The sequence below is a fragment of the Halopelagius fulvigenes genome (genome assembly GCF_042662625.1).
GTDB classification, from domain to species: domain Archaea; phylum Halobacteriota; class Halobacteria; order Halobacteriales; family Haloferacaceae; genus Halopelagius; species Halopelagius fulvigenes.
In genome coordinates, this window is the sequence record NZ_JBHSXH010000015.1 from 1,624,262 (window position 1) to 1,646,626 (window position 22,365).

Consider the following 22,365-nt stretch of genomic DNA (forward strand, 5'->3'; position numbering starts at 1 on the left):
TGGCGACGACCACCGTGTCAGGGTTGCTGTTGTTCAGCTTCGGGCTGTCAAAGCCGGTGTACAGCGTCGACTGCGTGTTCTCTCCCGTACCGTTGTGGACCGTCACCGTCTCGCCCGCGCCGAGGGTGAACTCGCCGAACGTGTAGTTCTGGCCACGCCCGCCCTCGAAGCTGAGGATGAACCCCGAGAAATCGAGGTCCGTATCGCCGGTATTCTGCAATTTGACGTATTCGCCGTCGGGGTTCTCCCGGTCACGGTCGGGCGCGTTCGCCTGAATCTCGACGATTTCGACGGATTCCTCCGGCGGGCGATCGGAGACCAACTTCGCGCCGGGTTCGCCAGCGTTGGTCACGAACGTCGCGACGGTGCTGACCGACGCAGTCTGTTCCTCGACAGTCGAGACCGCCCGATAGTCGGTTCGCCACTGGTCAGGCGTGATCGTGCACCGAACGTACCCGCGGTGGACGCTGTAGAACCGCTGCCACGGTTCGCCCACCGACCGGCCGTACTGCGTCAGCCCGGACGCGTCTCCGAACGACGAGATGGAGGTGCCGACGTACTCGGTACCCACCGTCTCCGAGTCGGGGTCGGAGAAGTCCGCTTTGAGGTCGTAGGCGTAATTACGGTGGACGTCGCCGGTGATGACGACCGGATTGAGGTCGGAGTTCTCGGCCATGACGTCGAGCAGCGTCTGGCGGTCGGCGCGGTAGCCGTCCCACTTGTCGCCGCCGCCGAAATCCTGGACGGTCGGGTCCGCGTTGGTGTCCCTCGCCGCGAACGGAACCTGGTTGGCGAGGACGTTCCAGCGTGCCGTCGAGTTCCGCAGACCCTCGACGAGCCACGCCTCCTGTTCGTCGCCGAGAATTGTCCGGTCGGGATTCTTCGCGGCCTCGCTGGAGTGAACCTGGTCGTCGCGGTACTGGCGAGTGTCTAAGACGTTGAACTCGACGAGATCGCCGATGGTAAACCGTCGGTAGAGCGGGAGGTTCGGACCGTCGGCCATCCGAGAGGGGCGCAGCGGGATGTGCTCCCAGTAGGCCTGGTAGGCGTTCGCGCGACGCTCGAGGAACTCCTCCGGTGGTTCGCTGTCGTCTTCGTCGGCGTAGTTGTTCTCGACTTCGTGGTCGTCCCACGTGATGACCCACGGGAACGCGGCGTGTGAGTCCTGTAGGTCAGGGTCAGACTTGTACTGACCGTGTCGAATTCGATAGTCATCGAGGGACTCACACGTGCGCGGCGGCTCGTGACCTCGACCGAACGAATCCTGCAGACCTCCCTCGTAGATGTAATCGCCGAGGTGGACAGCCATGTCGAGGTCTTCCTCGGCGAGGTGCTGGTGGGAGGTGTAGTACCCGCTCGGGTAGTTCTGGCAGGAGGCGAAGGCGAAATTGAACTCGTCTACGGATTCGCCCTCCGCGGGAGCTGTCTTCGTCCGCCCCACGGGGCTGTAGTGGGGGCCGACTTTGAACCGGTAGAAGTACTCTGTGTTGGACTCGAGTCCTTTGAGATCGACGTGGACCGAGTGAGCGAACTCGGGACGCGCTTTCGCGTTTCCTTCGCCGACGACGTTCTCCATCTCCTCGTCGGTCGCGATCTGCCACACCACCGGAATCTCACGGTCGGGCATCCCGCCGTCTCCCTTGAGCGGGTCCTGCGCGAGTCGCGTCCAGAGAACAACCGAGTCCGGCAGCGGGTCACCAGAGGCGACGCCGAGCGTGAAGGGGTCTTCAAACTGGCCTACGCCGTCGTCCTCCTTTGCCGATGCGAATCTCGTCCCCGATGCCCCGAGTCCCGCGATCGTAGCGGTGGTGAATCCTTTACGAAGGAATTCGCGCCGGCTACTCTCCAAGTGGATGTTTCCTACCATATCCATTCGGTCGGACGAATAACTCGATTATAGACCTGTCTATCAGAGTATATATTTCGCTCCGTAAGTCACACCCTCCTATATTACCCTCTGTACGTTCGACCGTTCAGGTGAAAATGTATATAGAATCAGAGTGGAGTTTGGAGACTGGCGACTTTTCGGTGAGGCCGATTTAAATTGCCCTCAGGAGGGATCAGGAGATCGTTGAGCGAGGTCTGCGAGCGTTCCTGATGTCAGGGTAGAATAGCTTCTAACGCCGAACGACGATAGTAGACGTATTTTTGATACTATCGGGCCGCAATTTTGCACTTGCCGGTAGAAAACCCAACTTAATTACATTTACCACAGATGTCGTCGCGAGTAAGTGCGTTCTGAGCGTCGACGCGCTCCCTACGTACACTTACCTAGTGTGGTTCGGCGTCTGTGGTCTCTTTACGAGGTTCAACGAGACCGAACGGGGGGCGACTCGCGGTGGCGAACGAACGGGGGGCGGCTCGCGGTGGCGAAAAGAGACGAACGGAGAGGCGTGATTACTCCTCTTCGCCCAGCAGTCGGTTGACCATCCGTTCGGGGTCGAACCGTTCGATGTCGTCGTAGTCCTGCCCGACGCCGAGGAACAGGATGGGCTTGCCCGTGACGTAGGCGATGGAGATGGCCGCGCCGCCGTTGGAGTCGGCGTCGGCCTTCGTAAGGATGGTGCCGTCTATCTCGGCGGCGTCGTTGAACTTCTTCGAGCGTTGGACCGCGTCCTGTCCGGCGACGGCCTCGTCCACGAACAGCGTCATGTCGGGGTCCACCACCCGGTCGATCTTCTCTAACTGCGCCATCAGGTCGTTGGAGGTGTGCAGTCGGCCCGCGGTGTCGCCGAGGACGACGTCGATGTCGTGGGCCTCGGCGAACTCGACGCCGTCGTAGAGGACGGCCGCCGGGTCGCCGCCCTGTTCGTGGCTGATGAGTTTCTTGTCGAGGTTGTCGGCGTGCTTCTGGATCTGCTCGTTCGCGCCCGCGCGGTAGGTGTCGCCGTTCGCGAGGATCGTCGAGAGACCGCGTTCCTCGAAGTACCGTGCCATCTTGGCGATGGAGGTGGTCTTGCCGACGCCGTTGACGCCGGTGAAGATGATGGTGACGGGTTTCTCCGCCTCCCGCACTCGCTGGTCGAAGTCGAACTGGCCGACGCTGATGACGTCGTACAGGGCGTCGTGAAGCGCCTCCGAGACGAGTTCGCCCGTGGTGTCGACCTGCGCGCGCGTCTCGCCGATCATCTTGTCGCGGATGGTCTGGAGAATCTCCTCGGCGACGGTCATCTCCACGTCGCTCTCTAAGAGCGCCATCTCCAGCTCCCAGAGGGGGTCTTCGAGGTCCTCCTCCTCGATGATTATCTTCCCCGTGGCGAACGCCGCCGCGCGCTTCAGGCGGCCCGCGCCGGACTTCTTCTTGTCCTCCTTCTTGAGGGCCTCCGACGCCGCCTCCGAGGCGATGGACTGGTGTTCGTCCGCCTCCGTCTCCATCTCCGCCTCCGCCTCAGCGTCGGCGGAATCGGCGTCGGGACGGTCTTCGAGGTCGGATTCGGGTTCCGCCGTCTCCGCGCCCGTCGCGGCGTCGCGAGACTCCGTCTCGCGGCCCGCCGAACCCTGTTCGGCGACATCGCCAGACTGCGTCTGGCGGGCTGCCGAGGCTCCCTCGGCAACGTCATCGGACTGGGTCCGATGGGCCGACGAGCTTCGCTCGTCGACGTCGGCGGACTCGTCGGGCACCCGTTCTTCGGCCTCTTCGGTTGGTTCGGGGTCGGCGTGAGGCGACGCGTCGGCCGTCGCGTTCGGTTCGATTTCGACCTCCGAGTCCGACCGTTCGGCTTCGGCCTCGGCGGGTGCCGCGTCCTCCGCGCCCGAGGGCCCGATTTCCGACGCGGCGTCGGAGTCAGGCCCGCGTTCGCCCGCCTCGGAGGCGGGATCCTCGGCGGCCGACGAGTCGGTCGTCGGCGCTTCGGTGTCGGGTTCGGTCGCCGTCTCGTCGGCGACCGCCGTCGACGCGTCCGGATCCGTCTCGGTCTCGCTCTCGACGTCACCAGACGTGGTCTGGTGGGCCGACGAACCCTGTTCGTCGACGTCGTCGGACGAAGTCCGACTGCTTGCCGAACCCTGTTCGGCAACGTCACCAGACGTGGTCTGGTAGGCCGACGAGCTTCGCTCGTCGACGTCGGCCGCCTCGGCCTGTTCCTCGGCTTTCTCCTCGGCGGTGTCCTCGACGTCTTCGCGGAAACTCTGGAGTTTCTTTTTCAGTCCGTCAAACATCGTGATAGGGGTTAGGGCGCGACGCTACCGCGTCACGGTCAGATTACTCGTCTTCGTCGCTCTGCTGTTGCTGCATCTGCTGCATCTGCTGTTGCTGCATCTGCTGTTGCATCTGCTGGGCCTGCTGTTCGAGCTCGCTGCTCTCGTCTTCGAGGTCCTCGACCTCGCCTTCGAGCTCCGAGATGCGCTCGTCGATGGCGTCCTGCTTCGTGCGCAGGGCGTCGATTGCGTCGCCCTGCTCCTGTTCTGCGGCGTAGTTGCCGCCGAGTCCGACGATGACCTCGTCGATGTCCTGCACTTCCGCGCGGAGGTAGGCGTCGCCGCCGAGCGGAACCTGCACCGTGGACCCGGTTTCGAGCGTCTCGATGGCCTCGACGGCCTCGTCTATCTCGTCTTTCTCGTCTTCCAGGTCGGAGATGTCGCCTTCGAGCTCCTCTATCTCCTCGTCGATAGCCTGCAGTTCCTGCGAGAGCTGCTGAAGTTGCTGCTGACCGCCACCCATCATGCGGCGGCCACCTCCTCGACTTCTTCGAGGTCAATCTGGACGCGCTTGAGGCCGTGACGACTACCGACGTTGGCGTACACCCGCTCTCGGGCGACGTCTTCGTTCGGCGCGTCGACGGTCGTCTCGAACTGACGGTAACCGTCGCGGCTCTGGTACCGACCGCTCACCGTAAATTGGCTCATACTCCGAGGGTGTGGATGCGCGGGGAAGTATCTTCCTACTCGGGACACCGGCCGACGGCCGGACGCAGACGGAGCGAACGCCGCGTCGGCGGGTGAAACCGCCCGCGAGGCGTCGAAGGCGACGAGAGCGGACGAACACGGCGAGGAGAGAGCGAGAGAAGAGTCGGTGCGACCGCTCGGTCGGTCGGCGGTCGTCCGCGAGCGGGTCAGTCGATGTAGTCGAGTGCGTCCTCGACTCGTCCGATTTCGGGGCCGGTCGTCTCCTCACCGACCACGTAGTCGGAGTTGTTGGCCACGAGACCGGACCCGACGAGGGGCGCGCCGTAGTTGACCGTCCCGATGTCCGCGCGGACGTCGAGGAGTTCCTCGAGCGCTTCGAGTTCCGGTTCGCGGGACTTGGGGTGACAGAGGACGCCCCTGTCGTTGGCGACGGCGGCGGTGCCGATGGTTCGGACGTCGGCGAGGTCGCCGTGTTCGACCGGCACCCCGAGGCCGTCTTCGACCGCTTCGACGGCCTCCTCGGAGAGGTCGGGGTGGACGCACGCGCCGTAGTTGTTCGCCAACACGACGTTTCCGGCGGCGTTGATCCGACCCGGCAGCTCCGTCACCGGGAGGTCGGCCGCCTCGGCTATCGCCTCCTTCTCGCGGTCGGTCGCACGGGCGGAGACGAGAACGCCGTTCTCGTTACCGGTCGCGAGTGCGCCGACCGTTCCCGACCCGCCGACGGTCGTCTTCACGGCCGGAACGCCGAGCTCGTCGCTCATCGACTCGACGAGGCCGTCGTCCGCGTCCGGGCGGACGATGAGCACGTCGTCGGTGACGCGAGCGAAGACGCCGACGTACGACGAGCCGGCGAAGGAGGCGCGAAGCACCGTTTACTCTGCCGGTTCCGCTTCGACGACGGGTTCGCCGTCCTCGTCGAAGCGAGCCGCGCGAACGCGGAACTTGCTCGGCGGCTTCTGGCGACCGTGCGCCCAGATGTCCTCGTTGACCTGGGGGTCGAGACGGACGGCGTCCTCCTCGACTTTGAAGTGCTTGGCGAGGTGCTGGCGGATGAGCTTCATCGCGCGGTCCGCCGCCTTCTGCGAGGGGACGTTCTTGGCGTCGCGGAGCGGTACCGTGATGACGCGTTCTTCGAAGTCGCTTGCGCTCATTGGTTACTCGTCCGTGTCGCTCCGCCGCCAGTTGCGGCGCTTGGGGTTGCGCGTGACTTCCATGTCCGTCTTCAGCATGACCCACGCGGGGACGCGGCTGTTCTGACGCTCCAGTTTCGCCAGCCGCTTCTTCTTCGCCTTCGTCTTCTTGCTCATAGTGGACGATGTTTTCTCTGGCCCGCATAAAATCTTGTTCCTTCGGCCCCGCCCCGTGCGAGGGCGTCACAGCCCGAATCCGACGACTCCGGCGGAGTACCGTCGGGAAACCGAGTCATTCACGACGGGCGACCGTCTCCGGGTAACCGATGCGTCACCGAACTACCGCAGTTTTCCTTCTCGTCTCCGCCGTCTGGGGGACGGCCTTCATGGCCACGAAAGTCGGTCTCAGGTCGCTTCCCCCCGCCCTGTTCGCCGCCGTCCGGTTCACGCTCGCGGCCGCACTCCTCTTCTGTCTCGCCTCCACCCGGGGCGACAGGCTCCGCCCGCGGACGAGGGCGGAGTGGGTCCCCGTCCTGACGGGCGGCGTGTTCACCATCGGCGTCCACCACGCCTTCCTGTTCACCGGCCAGCAGTACGTCCAGAGCGCCGTCGCCGCCGTCCTCCTCGGCCTCATCCCCGTCATCACCCCGGCGCTGACGCGCCTCACCGCCTCGACGGAGCGACTGACGCCCGTCGGCGCGGTGGGCGTCGCACTCGGCTTCGTCGGCGTCGTCGTCATCGCCGACCCGGACCCCTCGAACCTCCTCGGGTCGGAGCTTCGCGGCGTCGTCCTCGTCCTCGCCTCTGCGGTGGCGTTCGCCCTCGGTGCGGTGTTGACCCACGACGCGAAGTCCGCGCTCCCCCTCGTCTCCACGCAGGCGTGGATGATGGTCGTCGGCGCGGCGTTCCTGCACGTCACCACCCTCGCGCTTCCGTGGGAGTCGTACGCCGACGTCTCGTGGACGCCCGACGCCATCGCGGCACTCGCGTACCTCTCCGTCGTCGCCGGCGCGGGCGGGTTCCTGCTTTACTTCTGGCTCCTCGACCGAATCGGACCGGTAGAGGCGAGCCTCTTGGAGTACGTCATCCCGGTGTTCGCCGCGATAGCCGGGTGGGTCGCACTCGGCGAGACGCTGGACGACACCACCGTCGTCGGCTTCGTCGCCATCTTCGTCGGCTTCGTCCTCGTGAAACGGGAGACGATTCGGGGCGAACTCCGGCGGATGCGGACCGGCAGTCGGGCGCGGGCGAACGACGCCGACTGAGGCGGCGGAGAGCGGCTTACAGCTCTACCCGCGTTACCGTGTCGTACTTCGGCCCCTCGCCGGTGAGCGTGCTCTCCTTCAGCCGAATCTCCTCGACACGGAACGTCCCCAACTCCGGGTCGTCCTCCTCGACGACCCGTCGGACGAGATCTTTCCCCCGCGCGTCGTCCATCCGCGCGATGGTGACGTGCGGCGTGAACTCGTGGGGCTCCTCCTCGAAGCCGAGTTCGACCGTCTCGCGTTCGACCGCCTCGTGGAGGCGCGTCGTCTCCGCCGCGCCCGCGCCGTCCCGGATGCCGGTCCAGACGACGCTGATGTAGTCGAGCGAGGGGAAGACGCCGAACCCGCCGACCGTCGCGTCGAACGGGCCGACGCCCGCGTCGGCGACGGCGGACTCTATCGCCGCCTCGATCTCGGGGACGCGCTCCGAATCCGTATCGCCGAGGAACTTCAGCGTGAGGTGCGCCTGTTCGGGGTCGGTGAACCGAAGGCCGTCGGCGTCCGAAAAGCGGGCTTGCGCGTCCGCGACGGCCGCCGTCAGCGTCTCGGGGAGGTCGATGCTCACGAAGAGTCGCATACGGCGAGTGGGGTCGCCGCGAACGTAAATGTCGGCGGTGACGGCCGCGGACGACCGGACTCGGGGACGCCGCGAGGACGACACCGCGCGGCGGCGACACCGCCACGTGACGTAGTGCTTAACCGTCCCGGCACCTAACCGCGGCGTATGGCAGAAGACGGCGAGCGAGACCGTCCCCACCGGTTCTCCGAAGGACAAGGGTTCGACGAGGACTACGAGGAGTTCTCGCTGGATCCGCCCGAGTTGAAGATGGACCCCACCAAGGAGGACCCGGTGGACACGCGCGTCATCACCGACACGCTGGACGAGCGTAACATCGCGTCCGAGGAAGTGGACGTAGAACAGCTCATCGACGTCGGCCTCTCGTACATGCAGATAAACCGGTTCGAGGAGGCCACCGAGACGTTCGAACGCGCCGCCCGGTTCGCCGAGGAGGGCTCGGCGGAACAGCAGGAGGCGTGGGTGAACAAGGGGGCCGCACACGCCCAACTCGAAGAGTACGACCAGGCTATCGGCGCGTACCGCGAGGCGCTCAGCATCGACGCCGCCGAACACGAGGCGGACGCCCACACGAATCTGGCCTACGCCCTCTGGGAGTTCGGCGAGACGGAGGAGGCGCTCGAACACGCCGAACGCGCCGTGGAGTCCGACCCGCGCTTCCCGCAGGCGTGGTACAACCGCGGCTTCTTCCTGCACGAACGCGGCCTGAACGAGGACGCCGTGAACGCGTTCGACAACGCAATCCGCCTCGGGATGCGAAACGCCGACGTGTTAGAGGAGAAGGCCCGCGCCCTCGAAGAGCTCGGCGAGAGCGAGGAGGCCGAACGCGTCCAAGAGCAGGCGAACGAACTCCGCAGGCAGCAAGAGCAGCAGCTCGTCGAGGACCGGTGATGCTACTCCGCGAACGACAGACGCCGGAGGGGCTACTCGTCTCCGTCTGCGACGACGACTGCCTCGGCGAGACGTACGAGAACGGGACGGTGTCGCTGGAGGTGACCGAGGAGTTCTACGGCGGCGAGGAGGCCGAACGCGTAGACGAGGACGCCGTCGTCGATAGCCTGACGCGCGCGACGGTGGCGAACATCGTCGGCGAACGCGCCGTCGGCGTCGCCGTCGAGGCGGGCATCGTGGACGAGGAGACCGTCCTCGACGTGGGCGAGACGCGCCACGCGCAACTGCTCTGGATGCGGTAGACGCGACGAACGCTCGCCTTCTGCTTCCGACTCGGCGCGGAGACGCGCTCTCGATTCGGTTTTGCTCCGATTTCCGACGCCCGGGAGCGGCCGCGTCCGTCCGCCGAGGAGAGAAGCGAGGGAGCGACGGGCGCGGAGTGAACGAGTCGCAGGGCGAACGCGGTTCGGAGGGGGCCCGGCGGACGAGTCGCACAGCCGTTTTCGACCGCGACGCCGACGGAGAGTAACCGAATTCCGTTTCGTTTCGACGCCGGGACCGAAGACGTGTTAGTGCTGTGGACGCTATCTGCCTTTAATGGAAGCGCAGGAATCGTACCCAGTTGACGTCGCGGCCATCCGCGAGGACTTCCCCATCCTCGAACGGAAAGTCGGCGGCGACATCACGACGCCCGGCGAGAGCCCAGACGACTCCCTGCCGCTGGTGTATCTCGACAACGCGGCCACGAGTCAGACGCCGAAACAGGTCGTCGAGGCCATCGTCGATTACTACTACGGCTACAACTCGAACGTCCACCGCGGCATCCACCACCTCAGTCAGGAGGCGTCCGTCGCGTACGAGAACGCCCACGACAGGGCCGCCGAGTTCATCGGCGCGTCCGGCGGGCGCGAGGAGATCGTGTTCACGAAGAACACCACCGAGGCGATGAACCTCGTCGCCTACGCGTGGGGCCTGAACGAACTCGGACCCGGCGACAGCGTCGTCCTCACGCAGATGGAGCACCACGCGTCGCTCGTCACGTGGCAGCAGATAGCCAAGAAGACGGGCGCGGAGGTGCGGTACATCCGCGTCACCGACGAGGGCTACCTCGATATGGACCACGCGAAGGAGCTCATCGACGACTCCACGAAGATGGTGAGTGCGGTCCACGTCTCGAACACCCTCGGCACCATCGTCCCCGTCTCTGAACTCGCCGATATGGCCCACGAAGTGGGCGCGTACGTCTTCGTGGACGGCGCGCAGTCCGTCCCGACCCGACCGGTGGACGTCGAGGACATCGACGCCGATTTCTTCGCGTTCTCGGGGCACAAGATGCTCGGCCCGACGGGCATCGGCGTCCTCTACGGCAAGAAGGAGATCCTGGAAGAGACCGAACCCTACCTCTACGGCGGGTCGATGATTCGGAGCGTCACCTACGAGGACTCCACGTGGGAGGACCTCCCGTGGAAGTTCGAGGCCGGGACGCCGCCGATAGCGCAGGGTATCGGCCTGCACGCGGCCATCGACTACCTCGACGAGATCGGGATGGAGAACGTCCAGGCCCACGAGGAACACCTCGCGAAGTACGCCTACGACGAGCTCTCGGCGTTCGACGACATCGAAATCTACGGGCCGCCCGGCGACGACAGGGGCGGTCTGGTCGGGTTCAACTTAGACGGCGTCCACTCCCACGACCTCTCCAGCATCCTCAACGACCACGGCGTCGCCATTCGCGCGGGCGACCACTGCACGCAACCCCTCCACGACGAACTCGGCGTGCCGGCCTCCACGCGGGCGTCGTTCTACATCTACAACACGCGCGAAGAGGTCGACAAACTGGTCGAGGCCATCGACGACGCGCGGCAGTTGTTCGCCTGATTCGGGCGGTTCGCCGCCGAACTCCGGCCGACCGACCGCCGCGGAACGTTCCCGCCCCGGAACCCTTTTTGGCCGCACCACCGTATCGCAGACAACTATGGGCATGGGCTCCGACATGTATCGGCAGCAGATTTTGGACCACTACAAGAACCCCCGGAACAAGGGCGAGATGGAGGACCCGACGTTCACCCACACCGGGGAGAACCCCTCCTGCGGCGACACCATCACGATGAACGTCCGTCTGGAGGACGACGGCGAGACCATCGACTTCGTCAGTTTCACCGGCGACGGGTGCGCCATCAGTCAGGCGTCCGCGAGCATGCTCACCCAGAACCTCCCGGGGACGACGCTCTCGGAGCTCGAAGAGATGGACCGCGACGACATCATCGAGATGCTCGGCGTGGACATCTCGCCGATGCGAATCAAGTGCGCCGTCCTCGCAGAGAAAGTCGCGCAGGACGGCGCGAAGCTCCACGAGGGCGAGGACATCGACATCGACCGGACGACCACCGAAGAGTAACGCTCTCCGTCTCTCTCCTCTCTGTTCGTCCCGCGTGCGGAGTCGTGACTGGCGAGTGCGGCGGAAACACGAAAAGAGAGCGTCGGGGAAAGGGAAATCCGGTGTGACCCGGGGGAATGCGTGCGTCGGAGTGACGCAGAGTCCGTGGTTTACTCGGGCATCAGGCCGCCGTCCTGCACGCGCATCACGGCCTCGCCGTCGGCGAGGTTCGGCGCGTCCACGAGGCGGACGATACGCTTGTCGCCCTTCGACTTGCGGAGGTAGATGCGGAACGTGGAGGTGTGACCGAGGATGTTCCCGCCGATGGGTTGCGTCGGGTCGCCGAAGTACGAGTCGGGGTTCGACGCGACCTGATTCGTCACGAGGACGATGGAGTTGTACAGGTCGCCGATGCGCATCAGGTCGTGGAGGTGTTTGTTGAGCTTCTGCTGGCGTTCCGCGAGTTCGCCGCGGCCGACGTACTCGGCGCGGAAGTGAGCGGTCAGCGAGTCCACGCAGACGAGACGGACCGGGTACTCCGAGTCCTCGTGCTCGCTGGCGAGCTCCTTGGCCTTCTCCGCGAGGAGAATCTGGTGGTTGGAGTTGAACGCCTTCGCGACGTGAATCTTGTCGAGGATGTCGTCGAGGAGTTCCTGCATCGCGCCCTCGTCGTCGGGCGTCCCCTCGATTTCGCGGTCGTCCATCGTCGCCTGAAGCGTCTCGTCGTCCAGACCGCGGACCATGTCGTCGATACGCTCCGGGCGGAACGTGTCCTCGGAGTCGATGAAGATGCAGCTGCCGTGGAGGCCGCCGTGGTCGCGCGGGAGCTGGACGTTGACCGCCATCTGGTGGGTCACCTGCGACTTTCCGGCACCGAACTCGCCGTACACCTCGGTGATGGACTGGGTCTCCAGACCGCCGCCGAGTAGGTCGTCGGCCTCGGGGATGCGCCAGCTGAGCTTGCCGATCTGCTGGCGTCGTTCGAGGACCATTGAACCGGTCTCGAAGCCGCCGACGTCTGCGGCGTCTCGGGCCGCGTTGATGATGTCCGACGCCGTGCTACTGCCGATGTCCGCCTTGTTCGAGAGCTCGCCGGGGCTCGCAACCGCGATGCTCTGGTAGCTCTCGTAACCGGTGTCGATGAGTTTGTCCGCCGTCGCGGGACCGACGCCGGGGAGACTCTCTAAATCGTCTTCTGCCATCGTACTTTCTCCTCGGGCCTATACCCACATAAACCCTCGTTAACAGCGGAGTGAAAGTAAAAACGAGGGACGGCGGCGGGGGGACTAATGCGGTACAGTGAACGTTCAAATGGGAGAAATATTCTGGCGGCGGCGGCGAGCGACGCCTCTCGGATGCGGACGAGTCGGCGTCGAGAGGAGAGAATCGAGACGAAACGGGAGCGAGTCGATGAGACGGAGGAGCGTTACCGCCGGGAGGGGAGCGTCACTCCCACGGGTGGCCGCCGGGGCGGTCGGGCCACATCGGGTACCAGTACTCCTTGTCCGGTTCGAGTTCGAGTTCGCCGTCGAGGACGGACTCCAGCTTCATCAGCACGCGTTCGTTCTGCTCTTTCCCGCGTTTCGGCGCGAACGGGTAGTACGCCCCGCGGCGGAACGAGTACACCCAGTACGCTCGCTGGCCGTCCTTCTCGAAGCCGAAGACGGCGACGAGGAGGCGCGACCCGTACCCGCGTTCGATGAACTCGTCGGCGGCGAAGTGGACGCTCGTGACGAGGTCCTCCGGGTCGTCGTCGCGGAGGACGACCCACTCCCACCCGTGGGAGTCCTCGCGCACCTCGAACGTAGTTCCGGTCTCCTCCTCGCCCGCGCCGAGGATGGCCTCCACCTCCTCGACGGTCCGTTCGAAGTCCGTGCTGTCGACCGAGGAGAAACAGAGGGCGGCCGCGCCGACGGAGTCGTAGCCGAGGTCGGCCTCCATCGTCAGGTAGGCAGTGCTCATCCCGAACAGGTCCTCGGGGTCGGCGTCGCGCGTCGCGTCCGCCTCGGCGCTGATCCCGAGGACGGAGCGGATGGAGTCGAACAGACCCATCGTTCAGGCCGTCTCCATCTCGCGTTCGAGTTGGCGGAGTCGCTCGATGCGGCTCTCGGTCGGGGGGTGCGTCGAGAACAGCTTCCCGACGAACCCGGTCTTGATGGGGATGATGAAGAACGCGTTCATCTCCGACTGCTCCCGCAGGTCGTTCTTCGGCACCTGGTCCATCCGGCCGGATATCTTCTGGAGGGCGGAGGCGAGCGCCGAGGGCCTGCCGGTGATGAGCGCCGCCCCCCGGTCCGCGGCGTACTCGCGGTAGCGCGAGAGCGCGCGGATGAGGAAGAACGATATTATCCACACGACGAGGGAGGCGAGGACGGCCACGAGGACGCCGCCGCCCTGCCGGTCGCGGTTGCCGCCGCCGAAGAAGAAGCCCCAGCGGACGACCATGAACGCCACCGTCGACAGGAACGACGCGATGGTCATCACCATCACGTCGCGGTTCTTCACGTGCGCGAGTTCGTGCGCGAGGACGCCCTCCAGTTCGTCACGGTCGAGCGTTCGGAGGAGGCCCGTCGTGACGGCGACGGCGGAACTCTTCTGGGACCGTCCGGTGGCGAACGCGTTCGGGACGCGCGAGTCTGCGACCGCCACCTTCGGTTTCGGCAGGTCCGCCTGCTGGCAGAGGCGCGAGATGGTCGCGTGCAACTCGGGGTACTCCTCTTCGGACACCTCCTTCGCGCCCATGCTGTAGAGCGCGAGCTTGTCGCTGAAGAAGAACTGCGCGCCGAGGAACAACACGACGAAGGGGAGGGCGACTGCGTAACCCGTTCGCAGTAGCACCGCCACGAAGACGATGTACAGGGCGAAGAGCAGGAACATCGTGAACGCCATGCGCCCACGCAGTCCCCAGTCCCGTTTCCATTCCATACAGTCTCTTCGCGCTCAGAGTTATAAACGCTGTTGGAGGGAGGGGAATTATGGCGGACAGTCGCGTTCTCGCCCGCATGGAAACAGTCATCGTCACCGGCGCGAGCGGTCGGTCCGGTCGCTGGATAGCGGACGCCCTCGCCGACGAGTACGAGGTGGTCTGCGTCGATATCGACCACCCGGGGTTCGAGGCGGACGCCCGCGAGAACGTCGACTTCCGCGCGGCGGACCTGACCGAGAGGGGCGAGGCGTTGGACCTCCTCGGGGAACTGGACCCCGACGCGGTGGTCCACTGGGCGGCCCTCCCGTCGCCGACGCGGCACGCGGGGGGACGCGTCTTCGAGACGAACACGCTGGCCGCCTACAACGTCCTCATCGGCGCGGGGCGAGCCGACGCGCGCGTCGTCTGGGCCTCCAGCGAATCGGCCTACGGGTTCGCCTTCGCCGAGGAGAAGACGCTCCCCGAGGAACTGCCAATCACGGAGGCCCACCCACTGCGCCCCGAGGACCCCTACGGCGCGTCGAAAGTCGCGGGCGAGGAGGTGGCGAAGACGGTGACGCGGCGGTACGGCGTCCCCGTGGCCTCGATTCGACCCTCGTGGATTCAGTACCCCGGCGAGTACAACTGCCGCGACGTGGCCGAATCTGGCGACCTGTCAGGCGGCGCGGGCAACTTCTGGAGTTACGTGGACGTGCGCGACGTGGCGGGCATCGTCGCCGCCGCCTTGGACGCCGACGTCTCCGGCCACGAGGCGTTCCACGCCGCCGCCGCGGACAACTACCTCGGCCGTCCCACCGCCGAGGTTGTCGAGGAGTTCTTCGGCGGACTCCCCGACGACTGTGCGGTGGACGGCGAGGAGTCGGCGCTCTCGACGGCGAAGGCGGCGGAGTACCTCGGCTGGGAACCCGAACACTCGTGGCGCGAGGCCGCGTCCGAGTCCGTCCCGGGGCCGTCGCTGACGCGGTGACGCCGCGGGGCGGGAGGCGGACTCCCCGCGGAATGCCGCCGAACGACGGCTGACGCGCCTGTCGTGCATCTTAAAAGTCCTCGCGGCTTACCCCGTACGAATGAGTTCTGGCGACTTCTGTCCGCGCTGCGGCGACCCGGTTCCGGAGCGAGCGGAACCGCTCCCCGGGATGCCCCGGGAGCGAGACGAGGTGCTCTGCGACGAGTGCTACTTCGAGGACTTCGACTTGGTGGACGCGCCCGACGAGATTCAGGTTCGCGTCTGCTCGCAGTGCGGTGCGGTCCACCGCGGCAATCGGTGGGTGGACGTCGGCGCGCGCGACTACACCGACATCGCCATCGAGGAGGTGAGCGAATCGCTGGGCGTCCACCTCAAAGCCGAGGACGTGCGTTGGGGAATCGAGGCCGAACAGGTCGACGAGAACAGCATCCGCATCCACTGCACGTTCTCCGGCGTCGTCCGCGGCACGTACGTCGAAGAGGACGTGACGGTTCCCGTGCGCATCTCCCGCGAGACGTGCCAGCGGTGCGGCCGAATCGCCGGCGGATACTACTCCAGCACCGTCCAAGTGCGCGCGAACGACCGCACGCCGACGAAGGAGGAACAGGCGCGGGCCACCGAGATAGCCGAGACGTACATCGCCGCCCGCGAGGAGAAGGGCGACAGGGACGCGTTCATCTCGGAGATAAACCAGACGCCCGAGGGGCCGGACATCAAGATATCGACGAACCAGATGGGCCGCGGCGTCTCGAAGCGCATCGTCCGCGAACTCGGCGGGAGTTTCGAGGAGTACCCGACGCTCGTCACCGAGGACGGCGACGGCAACGAGGTGTACCGCGTCACCTACGCCGTGCGCCTGCCGAAGTTCACGCCCGGGGAAGTCATCGACCCGGACGACGACGACGGCGGGCCCGTGTTGGTCCGCAGCGTCCGAGGGAACCTGAAGGGCGTCCGCCTCGACACCGGCGAGGAGTACGAAGCCCGGTTCGAGGAGGGCGAGACGCCCGACGCGCGGACGCTCGGAACCGCCGACGACGCCGAGGAAACCACCGTCGTCACCGTCGAGGACGAACACTCCGTGCAGGTGTTGGACCCCGAGACGTACGAGTCGAAGACCATCGCCCGGCCGTCGTACTTCGACCCCGACGGGGCGACGGTGCCGGTGCTGAAGAGTCGCGCCGGACTGCACATACTCCCGCCTGACGCGGTCGAAACGGACGAAGAATAGGATTTTACGGTCGAATCAGTCGGCGCCGACTTTGGTGCCCGTCCCGGACCGTACCTCGGTTCCGGATTCCTCTCGCACGGGGATGCCGTGTTGCTTGAGCGCGGCGAGGAGTTCCGCTTCGGACCGTCCCGCGCGGGCGGCCGCCTCGGAGAGCGAGAGCGTCCCGCTCCGGTACAGCGTCATCGCCGTGGTGAGGGCGTGTGTGTGCATGGCCGAGTACGATCGTACAAACAGAACCGATGGTGTTAACTATTTCGTGAGAACACCTGCCAGACCACGAGTAGAGTACGGACACAAGGTGAATTTTCGGGGAGTGGTTCGAAGTATTTCAGTACGATCGTCCAAACCAATGGATGTTCATTAACTATACGGCGAAGCATCGTTGCGGTCGGTGTAATAGTTGCCAGTCTCGGGAGCGAGAATCGGGGCGAAGAGTTGAAACCCCCTGACGGTCGGGAAACCCTATGGACAGACAGCAACTGATGGCCCTCGTGTTGACCTTCCTGATGGTCGGATCGATGTTCATCGCCGGTGCGAGTTACCTGTTCTACTAGCCGTCGCCCCACACGTCCGAGAGGGGGTGTTTGGAGCGACCGTCGTCGGAGTCGCCCGTCGACTCCGCGTCGGTGCGAGAACCATCGGTGTTCGACCCCGCGGAGCGACTCGCACTCGAACCGCCGCCGGAGCGACCGTTCCGCGCCGAAGTCGCGGTCCCCCCACGCGATATCCCGCCGGACCCGGTACCCGCCCGTCCGCCCGCCGCCTCGGGGTCGAACTCCGGAAGGTCGGGCGTCGTCGTGCGGTCCACCTGTTCGCGGAACCACGCCGGCATGTCCGAGCGGGTTCGCTCGAACAGGTCCAGCAGGCTCGAATCCGCGAGGTACGTCGCGCCGTAGTCGTCGGGCGCGCGGACGACGCGCCCGCACGCTTGGATGACGGTTCGGAGGGCGGCGCGGCGGTACCACGGCCACTGGCCGTCTTCGAGGCGGCGCGCGACGCGCGAGTCGTTCGTGTTGAGGTACGGCGCTTTGCAGATGACCTGCCAGCGACACAGGTCGCCCTTCAGGTCCAACGCCTCCTCCATCTTCACCGAGAGGAACACGTCGGGGTCGTCCGTCGCCTTCCACGACTCCAGTTCGGCGTCGCGGTTCTGCCTGTCGTGGGCGCGGATTCGGTTTCCGAGCCCCAACCGGGCGAGGCGGCGCTTCAGTTCCGACTGGATGGCGTAGGAGTGGCAGTGGACGAGTCCCTTCTCCTCGCGGTGGTGCGCCATCAGTCGCACGAGGACGCGCGCCACCTTCGGGAGCGTCTCGTCGCGGTGTTCGTACGTCATCTTCCCCCGCGTCACGTCGTACAGCGGTCGGTTCTCCACGGGGAACGTGTGCTCGACGTCCACGAGAGCCACGTCGTCGGGGTTCAGGCCGACGCCGCGGCAGAACGCCTCCTTGTTGAGGATGGTCGCAGAGAGCAGGGCGAACTTGTTGCCGCGGTCCCAGACGGTGTGGTGGAGGTATCGCTCGGGGTCCAGCGGTTTGATCTGCATCCCCTCGCCGTCGGGTTGGTCGACCACCCACGTCGTCGCGCTCTCGGGGTTTCTGTAGTCCTCGACGAACCACTTCAACTCGGAGCGGAGTTCCTGCAACCGATCGCGGCGGGCCGCCTCGTCGGGCGTCAACTCGGGTTTCGTGAGGAGTTCGTCCTTCGCGCGCTTGCAGACGCCCGTCAGGGCCTCGGCGAACCGAACGGTCCGCTCTACGGGGTCGTCGGCCGCGTTCACGTCGGGAACGCCGATGTCGTCCCAGACGGGGACGGTGCGCGGGTTCAGGTCGATGGTGGCGTACATCTCCGCCCACTCGGCGAGTCCGTGCGCCTCGTCTATCACCACCACGTCGCGCTTTCGGAACACGTCCGACCCGGCGGTCTGCATGAAGTACGCGAGCGTCATCGCCGCGATCTGTCGGTTCGAGGCGATGGCGCGGTCCGAGAAGTACGGACACCGGTGGCGGACGGTGCAGTCGAACCCCTTCTGTCGGGCGCAGGGCGCGCGGTCCACGGGCGTGTCCTCCTCGCCGTTGATGATGCAGGTGTAGTTGCGCTTCCCGCGGATGACCTGCAGGTCCGAGAGGAGTTCGTCTTCGGCCACGTCGTCGAGTTGCGACACCTGCGGCGTCGTGTAGTACGCGTTCGTCGCCTCCGCGGGCTTCGCCTCCTCTACGGTCCGGGCCGCGCCCGCGATGGAACGCGCGAGGAGGGACTTTCCGCTCCCCGTCGGCGCGCGCACCAACACGACGTCGTTTCCGGCGGCGAACGCGTCGCGGACGTCGCGGAGGGCTTGCTCTTGGGTTCCGCGGTAACTGGGGGCCGGGAACGAAGGGAGGATGCGCGAGGGATCCACGTCCGTCCCTGCTTCGCGCCGAGGTAAAAACCTTCCATCGGAATCGACCGACGGACGTTCGTCTCGCGGGGGGTTCCGAAATCACGTCGAGAAGCAGTCAGCCAGCGTCTCGCGACTACGCCCGTCGCGTCACTCGCCCAGCAGCGAGGACATTATCTTCTGCTCGGCGGCGCGCATATGTTGGGTGAACGTCGGCGCGGAGATGCCGAGCGTCTCGGCGATCTCCTTGCCGGAACTCTCCCGCGGCCACTCGAAGAACCCGCCGTAGAAGGCGGACTCCAGCACCGATCGCTGGCGTTCCGTGAGGTGGTCGAGGGGGTTCGCCGCCCCGTCCGAGTGTTCGGCCCGCGTGGTGTGTCGCTGGGCGATGACCCTCGCGTCGGGGTACGCCTCCTGGACGCCGTCCACGACGCGGCGCACGTCGGCGCTCTGCGGCAGGTGGACGACCACCCGGTAGTCGCCGTCCTCGATTTTCGCCTCGCGGACGCGGCCGCCCTGCGAGGCGACCAACGTCACCACCGGCGGGTCGGTGAGTCTGACCGAGAAGCGCGTCATGCCGTCGCGTTCGCCCACCTCCGAGACGGAGTCCCACGACGGAAGCGCCTCGACGACCTTCTGCAGCGTCTCGCGGCCCTCCTCGTCGGCCGAGCCGTACGTGAGGAAGTGGTCCTCGTCGACGCGAATCGTCCGGTCGAGCGTTATCGTCCCCGCCCCGGACCCGCCGCCGAGGGAGTCGAAGATGTTCCGAATCTCGAACTCTATCTCGACGACGTTGTCGCTTATGAGCGCCTCCTTCCGTTCGATGGCGGCGATGGCGTGGCCGACGATGTTCCCGAGCGTTCCGATGACCTCCCGTTCCTCCCCGCCGAAGGCGTCCGGCCGCGCCGAGTAGACGTTCAACACGCCGTAGAGGATGCCCTCGTGGACGACGGGTATCGCCGCCGACGACTGGATGCCGTACTTCTCGGCGTGTTCCTGCCACGGTTCGAAGTCGGGGTTGTCGGGGATGTCGTTGGCCACCTGCACCTCCTTCGTCTGGATGGCTTTCCCGGCGGGGCCCTTCCCGGTGTCGCTGTCGTCGTAGGTGACGTCGATCTCGTCGAGGTAGCCGTCGGTTCCGGCCTCGGCCCGCACGTTCACCTCGGGGTTCCCGCGTTCCACGCCGCCCACCCACGCGAACAGGTACGACTCGGTTTCGGCCAGCCGTTCGCACACCAACCGCTCTATCTCCTCGCGGGAGGACTGCCGAAGGACAGCCGCCGTGATGTCCTGAACGACGCTGTTCAGTTGGTTCAGCGCGGCGAGTTGTTCGCGCTGTTGTCTGAGTTGTCGCTCCTGTTCGTTCCGCTCCATGGTGTGGAAGATAGAGCGGGTCAGGATGTCCGCGTTAATCTCGTCTTTGACGAGGTACTCGTCGGCCCCTCGGCGGAGCGCCTCCATCCCCGTCTGTCGGTCGCGGAGGCCTGTGAGGACGACGACCGGCGTCTCCTCTGCCTGGTCGAGCATCGTCGAGAGCGTGTCGAGGCCGGTGCTGTCCGGCAGGTCCAAATCGAGGAGGACGACGTCCGGGTGATCGCTACGAAGCCGTTCTACGCCCGGTTCGAGGCGCGACTCGCGTATCACCGTCGGTTCGACGCGTTCGACGCGTTCGCGCGTTATCTGTTCGGCACCGACGCTGCCGCCGGTACCCGTGTCCGCGTCCGCCGTCCGCTCCGAGAGTTCGGTCGCCTCGCGGAGTATCTCGCGGATGTACCGTGCGTCGCCGGGGTTGTCCTCTATCAGGAGGATAGTGAGCGTCGTCTCGTCCGTCATTTGTTCTCTCGTGATGGGGGAAGCTGAACGAGTGTGAACCAGAACTCCTCGAACGACCGGACGAGTCCGATGAACTGGTCCGGGTCGACCGGTTTGGTGAGGTACGCGTTCGACTGCAGTTCGTAGCCCCGTATTATGTCTTCTTCGGCCTTCGACCCCGTCAGGATGATGGTGGGGATGCGACGCAGGGACTTATCGTCCTTGATTTCGTCGAGGACCTCCATCCCGCTGACCTTCGGCAGGTTCAGGTCCAACAGGATGAGGTTCGGACGCGGGGCGTCCTCGTACTCGCCGCGTTGGTACAGGTAGTCCAAGGCGGCTTCGCCGTCCCGGACGACGTGCAGGTCGTTGCGTATCTGACCCTCCTTGAACGCCTCTTGGGTGAGACGAACGTCGCCGGGGTTGTCCTCGACGAGGAGAATATCTATCGGGTCCCCGTTCGGTTTACTCACGGTATCACTCCGTCCTCGGGAGAGTTAAGTAGAACGTCCGTCCCGTTCTCGCCCCGGACCGGGTATCTCGCTGACCCGCGCCGACGTCGTCACCGTCCGCGAGCGTCCGGAATTGCAGCGTCTCGCCGCCCTCCGCCTCCGGCCGGAGACCGATACCGGGCCTCCCCTCGAATTCACTCATTGGCGAAGATAGATTTCAGAGACGGATAAGCGCATCATCGGCCGGGTTCCGAGAACGTACCGAATTACTGGTACTCCGTCGGAGCGACGGGTGGGCGGGAGGTGAGAGGGCCGGCGTCCGACCGGGAGTCGAAGATGCGGGAGTCGGAGGCCTCACAGCGAACTCACGTCGTCGCTCGTCGCGACTCTGTCGTCCGGCAACCGGTCGATGCAGTCGTAACAGAGGAAGAACTCCCCGCCGTCGTCGAGTTCGAGGGTGATGCCGCCGGTCGAACTGGTCTCGAAACTCCAGAAGTCGCCGATGCCGCCGGCGATGCGGACCGGTTTGCCGCACCCGTCGCACGGTTCCGTCGTCATGGCCGACCCGAGGCACCCGAGACGTAAACGTCCACCGTCGCGCCGAGTGATTCATGCGAGTGCGTGGCATAGTTCGTCGGTATGCGCGTTGACTGCGAAGGGTGCGCCGGATGCTGCCTCGACTGGCGACCGCTAGCGCCCGATGACGGCGGCGGGCGGCGCGGGCCGCGGGAACCGTTAGACGACGTGTACAACCTCGTCCCCCTGACGCGCGACGAGGTGGTCGCGTTCGTCGAACGCGGCGTCGGCGACGCGATGGTCCCCCGGATGTGGGCCGCCTCCGAGGAACGGGCGGGGGAGGGCGTCGAGATAGACGGCGTGGACGTCGCCGCCATCGGCGGCCGCCCGGCGTTCTTCGTCGGCCTCAGGAAGCCGCCGAAACCGGTCGCGCCGTTCGGTCACTCGCGGCGGTGGCTCCGGTCCTGCGTCTTCCTCGACCCGGAGACGCTCCAGTGCCGCATCCACGGCGACGACGAGTACCCCGCCGAGTGCGCCGAGTACCCCGGTCACAACCTCGCCCTCGAACAGGAGACGGAGTGCGAACGCGTCGAGTCCGCGTTCGGCGGCGAGAGACTGCTGGACGACGAGGCCCCGGAGGGGCAACGCGGACTGCTCCTCGGCCCGCAGGCGGTCGGGTCGAAGGTGTTCGCCCACCCCGACCCGAGTCGCCTCGGCGGCGCGGTCGAACGGATGCGCCGAGGCGACCTGACGGCCGAGGACCGCGCGGAGTTCGTCGGCGTCGCCGCCGGGTCGCGCCCGGGGTCGGTCGAGGTGAACGAGGAACGCGCCGAGCGAACCCGAGCGGAGGTTTTGGAGACCGAGTCGTGGGTGAGCGACGCCGTCGAGGAGTGGACGGACGCGGCGGGCGAACTCGGATCGGAGGCGACGGACGCGCCCGTCGGCGCGGAGGAGGCCTTCGGCGCGCCGGAGACGCCCGGGTGGGACGCCGTTCGGGAGTGA

At 66.0% G+C, this 22,365-nt stretch carries 25 protein-coding genes; 8 read left to right on the forward strand and 17 right to left on the reverse strand.

Annotated features, from left to right (window positions below; translation table 11 throughout):
• The 7 genes from ACFQEV_RS18675 to ACFQEV_RS18705 form a co-directional block, all read right to left on the reverse strand.
• Positions 1–1,873: alkaline phosphatase D family protein (locus ACFQEV_RS18675; protein WP_379699295.1), on the reverse strand; the 1,873-nt coding region annotated here is incomplete at its 3' end.
• A gap of 524 nt (positions 1,874–2,397) precedes the next feature.
• Positions 2,398–3,765 (reverse strand): signal recognition particle-docking protein FtsY, encoded by a 1,368-nt coding sequence (gene ftsY / locus ACFQEV_RS18680; RefSeq protein WP_379699950.1) that lies wholly within the window; start codon positions 3,763–3,765, stop codon positions 2,398–2,400.
• A gap of 436 nt (positions 3,766–4,201) precedes the next feature.
• A complete protein-coding gene (pfdA, locus tag ACFQEV_RS18685) occupies positions 4,202–4,660 on the reverse strand; it encodes a prefoldin subunit alpha (RefSeq protein ID WP_379699953.1) in 459 nt (152 codons plus the stop codon).
• A complete protein-coding gene (rpl18a, locus tag ACFQEV_RS18690; RefSeq protein ID WP_379699298.1) occupies positions 4,660–4,845 on the reverse strand; it encodes a 50S ribosomal protein L18Ae in 186 nt (61 codons plus the stop codon). The genes pfdA and rpl18a overlap by 1 nt, the downstream gene beginning before the upstream one ends.
• A 206-nt stretch (positions 4,846–5,051) precedes the next feature.
• Complete coding sequence (locus tag ACFQEV_RS18695; protein WP_379699301.1) at positions 5,052–5,717, reverse strand: translation initiation factor IF-6; 666 nt, start codon at positions 5,715–5,717, stop codon at positions 5,052–5,054.
• 3 nt (positions 5,718–5,720) lie between these two features.
• Positions 5,721–5,999, reverse strand: a complete 279-nt coding sequence (locus tag ACFQEV_RS18700; RefSeq protein ID WP_379699303.1) for a 50S ribosomal protein L31e — start codon at positions 5,997–5,999, stop codon at positions 5,721–5,723.
• Positions 6,000–6,002: 3 nt separating this feature from the next.
• On the reverse strand, positions 6,003–6,155 hold the full coding sequence (locus ACFQEV_RS18705; RefSeq protein WP_092538384.1) for a 50S ribosomal protein L39e: 153 nt from the start codon (positions 6,153–6,155) through the stop codon (positions 6,003–6,005).
• Positions 6,156–6,304: 149 nt separating this feature from the next.
• On the opposite strand from ACFQEV_RS18705, the gene ACFQEV_RS18710 reads away from it, so the two are divergent.
• Positions 6,305–7,243, forward strand: a complete 939-nt coding sequence (locus ACFQEV_RS18710; RefSeq protein WP_379699307.1) for a DMT family transporter — start codon at positions 6,305–6,307, stop codon at positions 7,241–7,243.
• A 16-nt stretch (positions 7,244–7,259) separates the two neighbouring features.
• Here ACFQEV_RS18710 and thpR read toward each other — a convergent pair whose 3' ends face one another.
• Positions 7,260–7,820 (reverse strand): RNA 2',3'-cyclic phosphodiesterase, encoded by a 561-nt coding sequence (thpR, locus tag ACFQEV_RS18715; protein WP_379699309.1) that lies wholly within the window; start codon positions 7,818–7,820, stop codon positions 7,260–7,262.
• Positions 7,821–7,967: 147 nt separating this feature from the next.
• Here thpR and ACFQEV_RS18720 point away from each other — a divergent pair, with 147 nt between their 5' ends.
• From ACFQEV_RS18720 to sufU, 4 genes are all read left to right on the forward strand, one after another.
• Positions 7,968–8,711 (forward strand): tetratricopeptide repeat protein, encoded by a 744-nt coding sequence (locus ACFQEV_RS18720; RefSeq protein WP_379699312.1) that lies wholly within the window; start codon positions 7,968–7,970, stop codon positions 8,709–8,711.
• The gene (locus tag ACFQEV_RS18725) at positions 8,711–9,013 is read left to right on the forward strand and encodes a DUF424 domain-containing protein (RefSeq protein ID WP_379699314.1); all 303 of its coding nucleotides are present in this window, start codon (positions 8,711–8,713) and stop codon (positions 9,011–9,013) included. The genes ACFQEV_RS18720 and ACFQEV_RS18725 overlap by 1 nt, the downstream gene beginning before the upstream one ends.
• A gap of 295 nt (positions 9,014–9,308) precedes the next feature.
• Entirely contained in the window at positions 9,309–10,589 is a 1,281-nt protein-coding gene (gene sufS / locus ACFQEV_RS18730) for a bifunctional cysteine desulfurase/selenocysteine lyase SufS (RefSeq protein ID WP_379699317.1), read from the forward strand.
• 97 nt (positions 10,590–10,686) lie between these two features.
• Positions 10,687–11,109, forward strand: a complete 423-nt coding sequence (gene sufU, locus ACFQEV_RS18735; protein ID WP_379699320.1) for a Fe-S cluster assembly sulfur transfer protein SufU — start codon at positions 10,687–10,689, stop codon at positions 11,107–11,109.
• A gap of 149 nt (positions 11,110–11,258) precedes the next feature.
• Here the strand turns inward: sufU and radA are convergent, their stop codons facing one another.
• The 3 genes from radA to htpX form a co-directional block, all read right to left on the reverse strand.
• Positions 11,259–12,290, reverse strand: coding sequence for a DNA repair and recombination protein RadA (gene radA, locus ACFQEV_RS18740; RefSeq protein WP_379699323.1), 1,032 nt, complete (start codon positions 12,288–12,290; stop codon positions 11,259–11,261).
• A 244-nt stretch (positions 12,291–12,534) separates the two neighbouring features.
• Positions 12,535–13,140 (reverse strand): PspA-associated protein PspAB, encoded by a 606-nt coding sequence (gene pspAB, locus ACFQEV_RS18745; RefSeq protein ID WP_379699326.1) that lies wholly within the window; start codon positions 13,138–13,140, stop codon positions 12,535–12,537.
• A gap of 3 nt (positions 13,141–13,143) precedes the next feature.
• Entirely contained in the window at positions 13,144–14,013 is an 870-nt protein-coding gene (gene htpX, locus ACFQEV_RS18750) for a zinc metalloprotease HtpX (RefSeq protein WP_379699328.1), read from the reverse strand.
• Between the two features lie 77 nt (positions 14,014–14,090).
• On the opposite strand from htpX, the gene ACFQEV_RS18755 reads away from it, so the two are divergent.
• Both ACFQEV_RS18755 and ACFQEV_RS18760 read left to right on the forward strand, forming a co-directional pair.
• A complete protein-coding gene (locus ACFQEV_RS18755; RefSeq protein ID WP_379699330.1) occupies positions 14,091–14,981 on the forward strand; it encodes an NAD-dependent epimerase/dehydratase family protein in 891 nt (296 codons plus the stop codon).
• A gap of 100 nt (positions 14,982–15,081) precedes the next feature.
• The gene (locus ACFQEV_RS18760; protein ID WP_379699332.1) at positions 15,082–16,209 is read left to right on the forward strand and encodes a 60S ribosomal export protein NMD3; all 1,128 of its coding nucleotides are present in this window, start codon (positions 15,082–15,084) and stop codon (positions 16,207–16,209) included.
• A 15-nt stretch (positions 16,210–16,224) separates the two neighbouring features.
• Here ACFQEV_RS18760 and ACFQEV_RS18765 read toward each other — a convergent pair whose 3' ends face one another.
• The 6 genes from ACFQEV_RS18765 to ACFQEV_RS18790 all read right to left on the reverse strand — a co-directional run bounded on the left by ACFQEV_RS18765 (position 16,225) and on the right by ACFQEV_RS18790 (position 21,405).
• Positions 16,225–16,419: a DUF7317 family protein gene (locus tag ACFQEV_RS18765; RefSeq protein ID WP_379699334.1), complete on the reverse strand. Its 195-nt coding sequence runs from the start codon at positions 16,417–16,419 to the stop codon at positions 16,225–16,227.
• A gap of 340 nt (positions 16,420–16,759) precedes the next feature.
• Positions 16,760–18,604, reverse strand: coding sequence for a helicase C-terminal domain-containing protein (locus ACFQEV_RS18770; RefSeq protein WP_379699336.1), 1,845 nt, complete (start codon positions 18,602–18,604; stop codon positions 16,760–16,762).
• A 129-nt stretch (positions 18,605–18,733) separates the two neighbouring features.
• Positions 18,734–20,416, reverse strand: a complete 1,683-nt coding sequence (locus ACFQEV_RS18775; protein WP_379699338.1) for a bacterio-opsin activator domain-containing protein — start codon at positions 20,414–20,416, stop codon at positions 18,734–18,736.
• Positions 20,413–20,868 carry a response regulator gene (locus tag ACFQEV_RS18780; RefSeq protein ID WP_379699340.1) on the reverse strand — a complete coding sequence of 152 codons (456 nt, stop codon included), beginning with the start codon at positions 20,866–20,868 and terminating at the stop codon, positions 20,413–20,415. The genes ACFQEV_RS18775 and ACFQEV_RS18780 overlap by 4 nt, the downstream gene beginning before the upstream one ends.
• Before the next feature lie 4 nt (positions 20,869–20,872).
• Positions 20,873–21,049, reverse strand: a complete 177-nt coding sequence (locus ACFQEV_RS18785; RefSeq protein ID WP_379699343.1) for a hypothetical protein — start codon at positions 21,047–21,049, stop codon at positions 20,873–20,875.
• A 152-nt stretch (positions 21,050–21,201) separates the two neighbouring features.
• Positions 21,202–21,405, reverse strand: coding sequence for a DUF7561 family protein (locus tag ACFQEV_RS18790; protein ID WP_379699346.1), 204 nt, complete (start codon positions 21,403–21,405; stop codon positions 21,202–21,204).
• Between the two features lie 81 nt (positions 21,406–21,486).
• On the opposite strand from ACFQEV_RS18790, the gene ACFQEV_RS18795 reads away from it, so the two are divergent.
• Positions 21,487–22,365 carry a YkgJ family cysteine cluster protein gene (locus ACFQEV_RS18795; RefSeq protein ID WP_379699348.1) on the forward strand — a complete coding sequence of 293 codons (879 nt, stop codon included), beginning with the start codon at positions 21,487–21,489 and terminating at the stop codon, positions 22,363–22,365.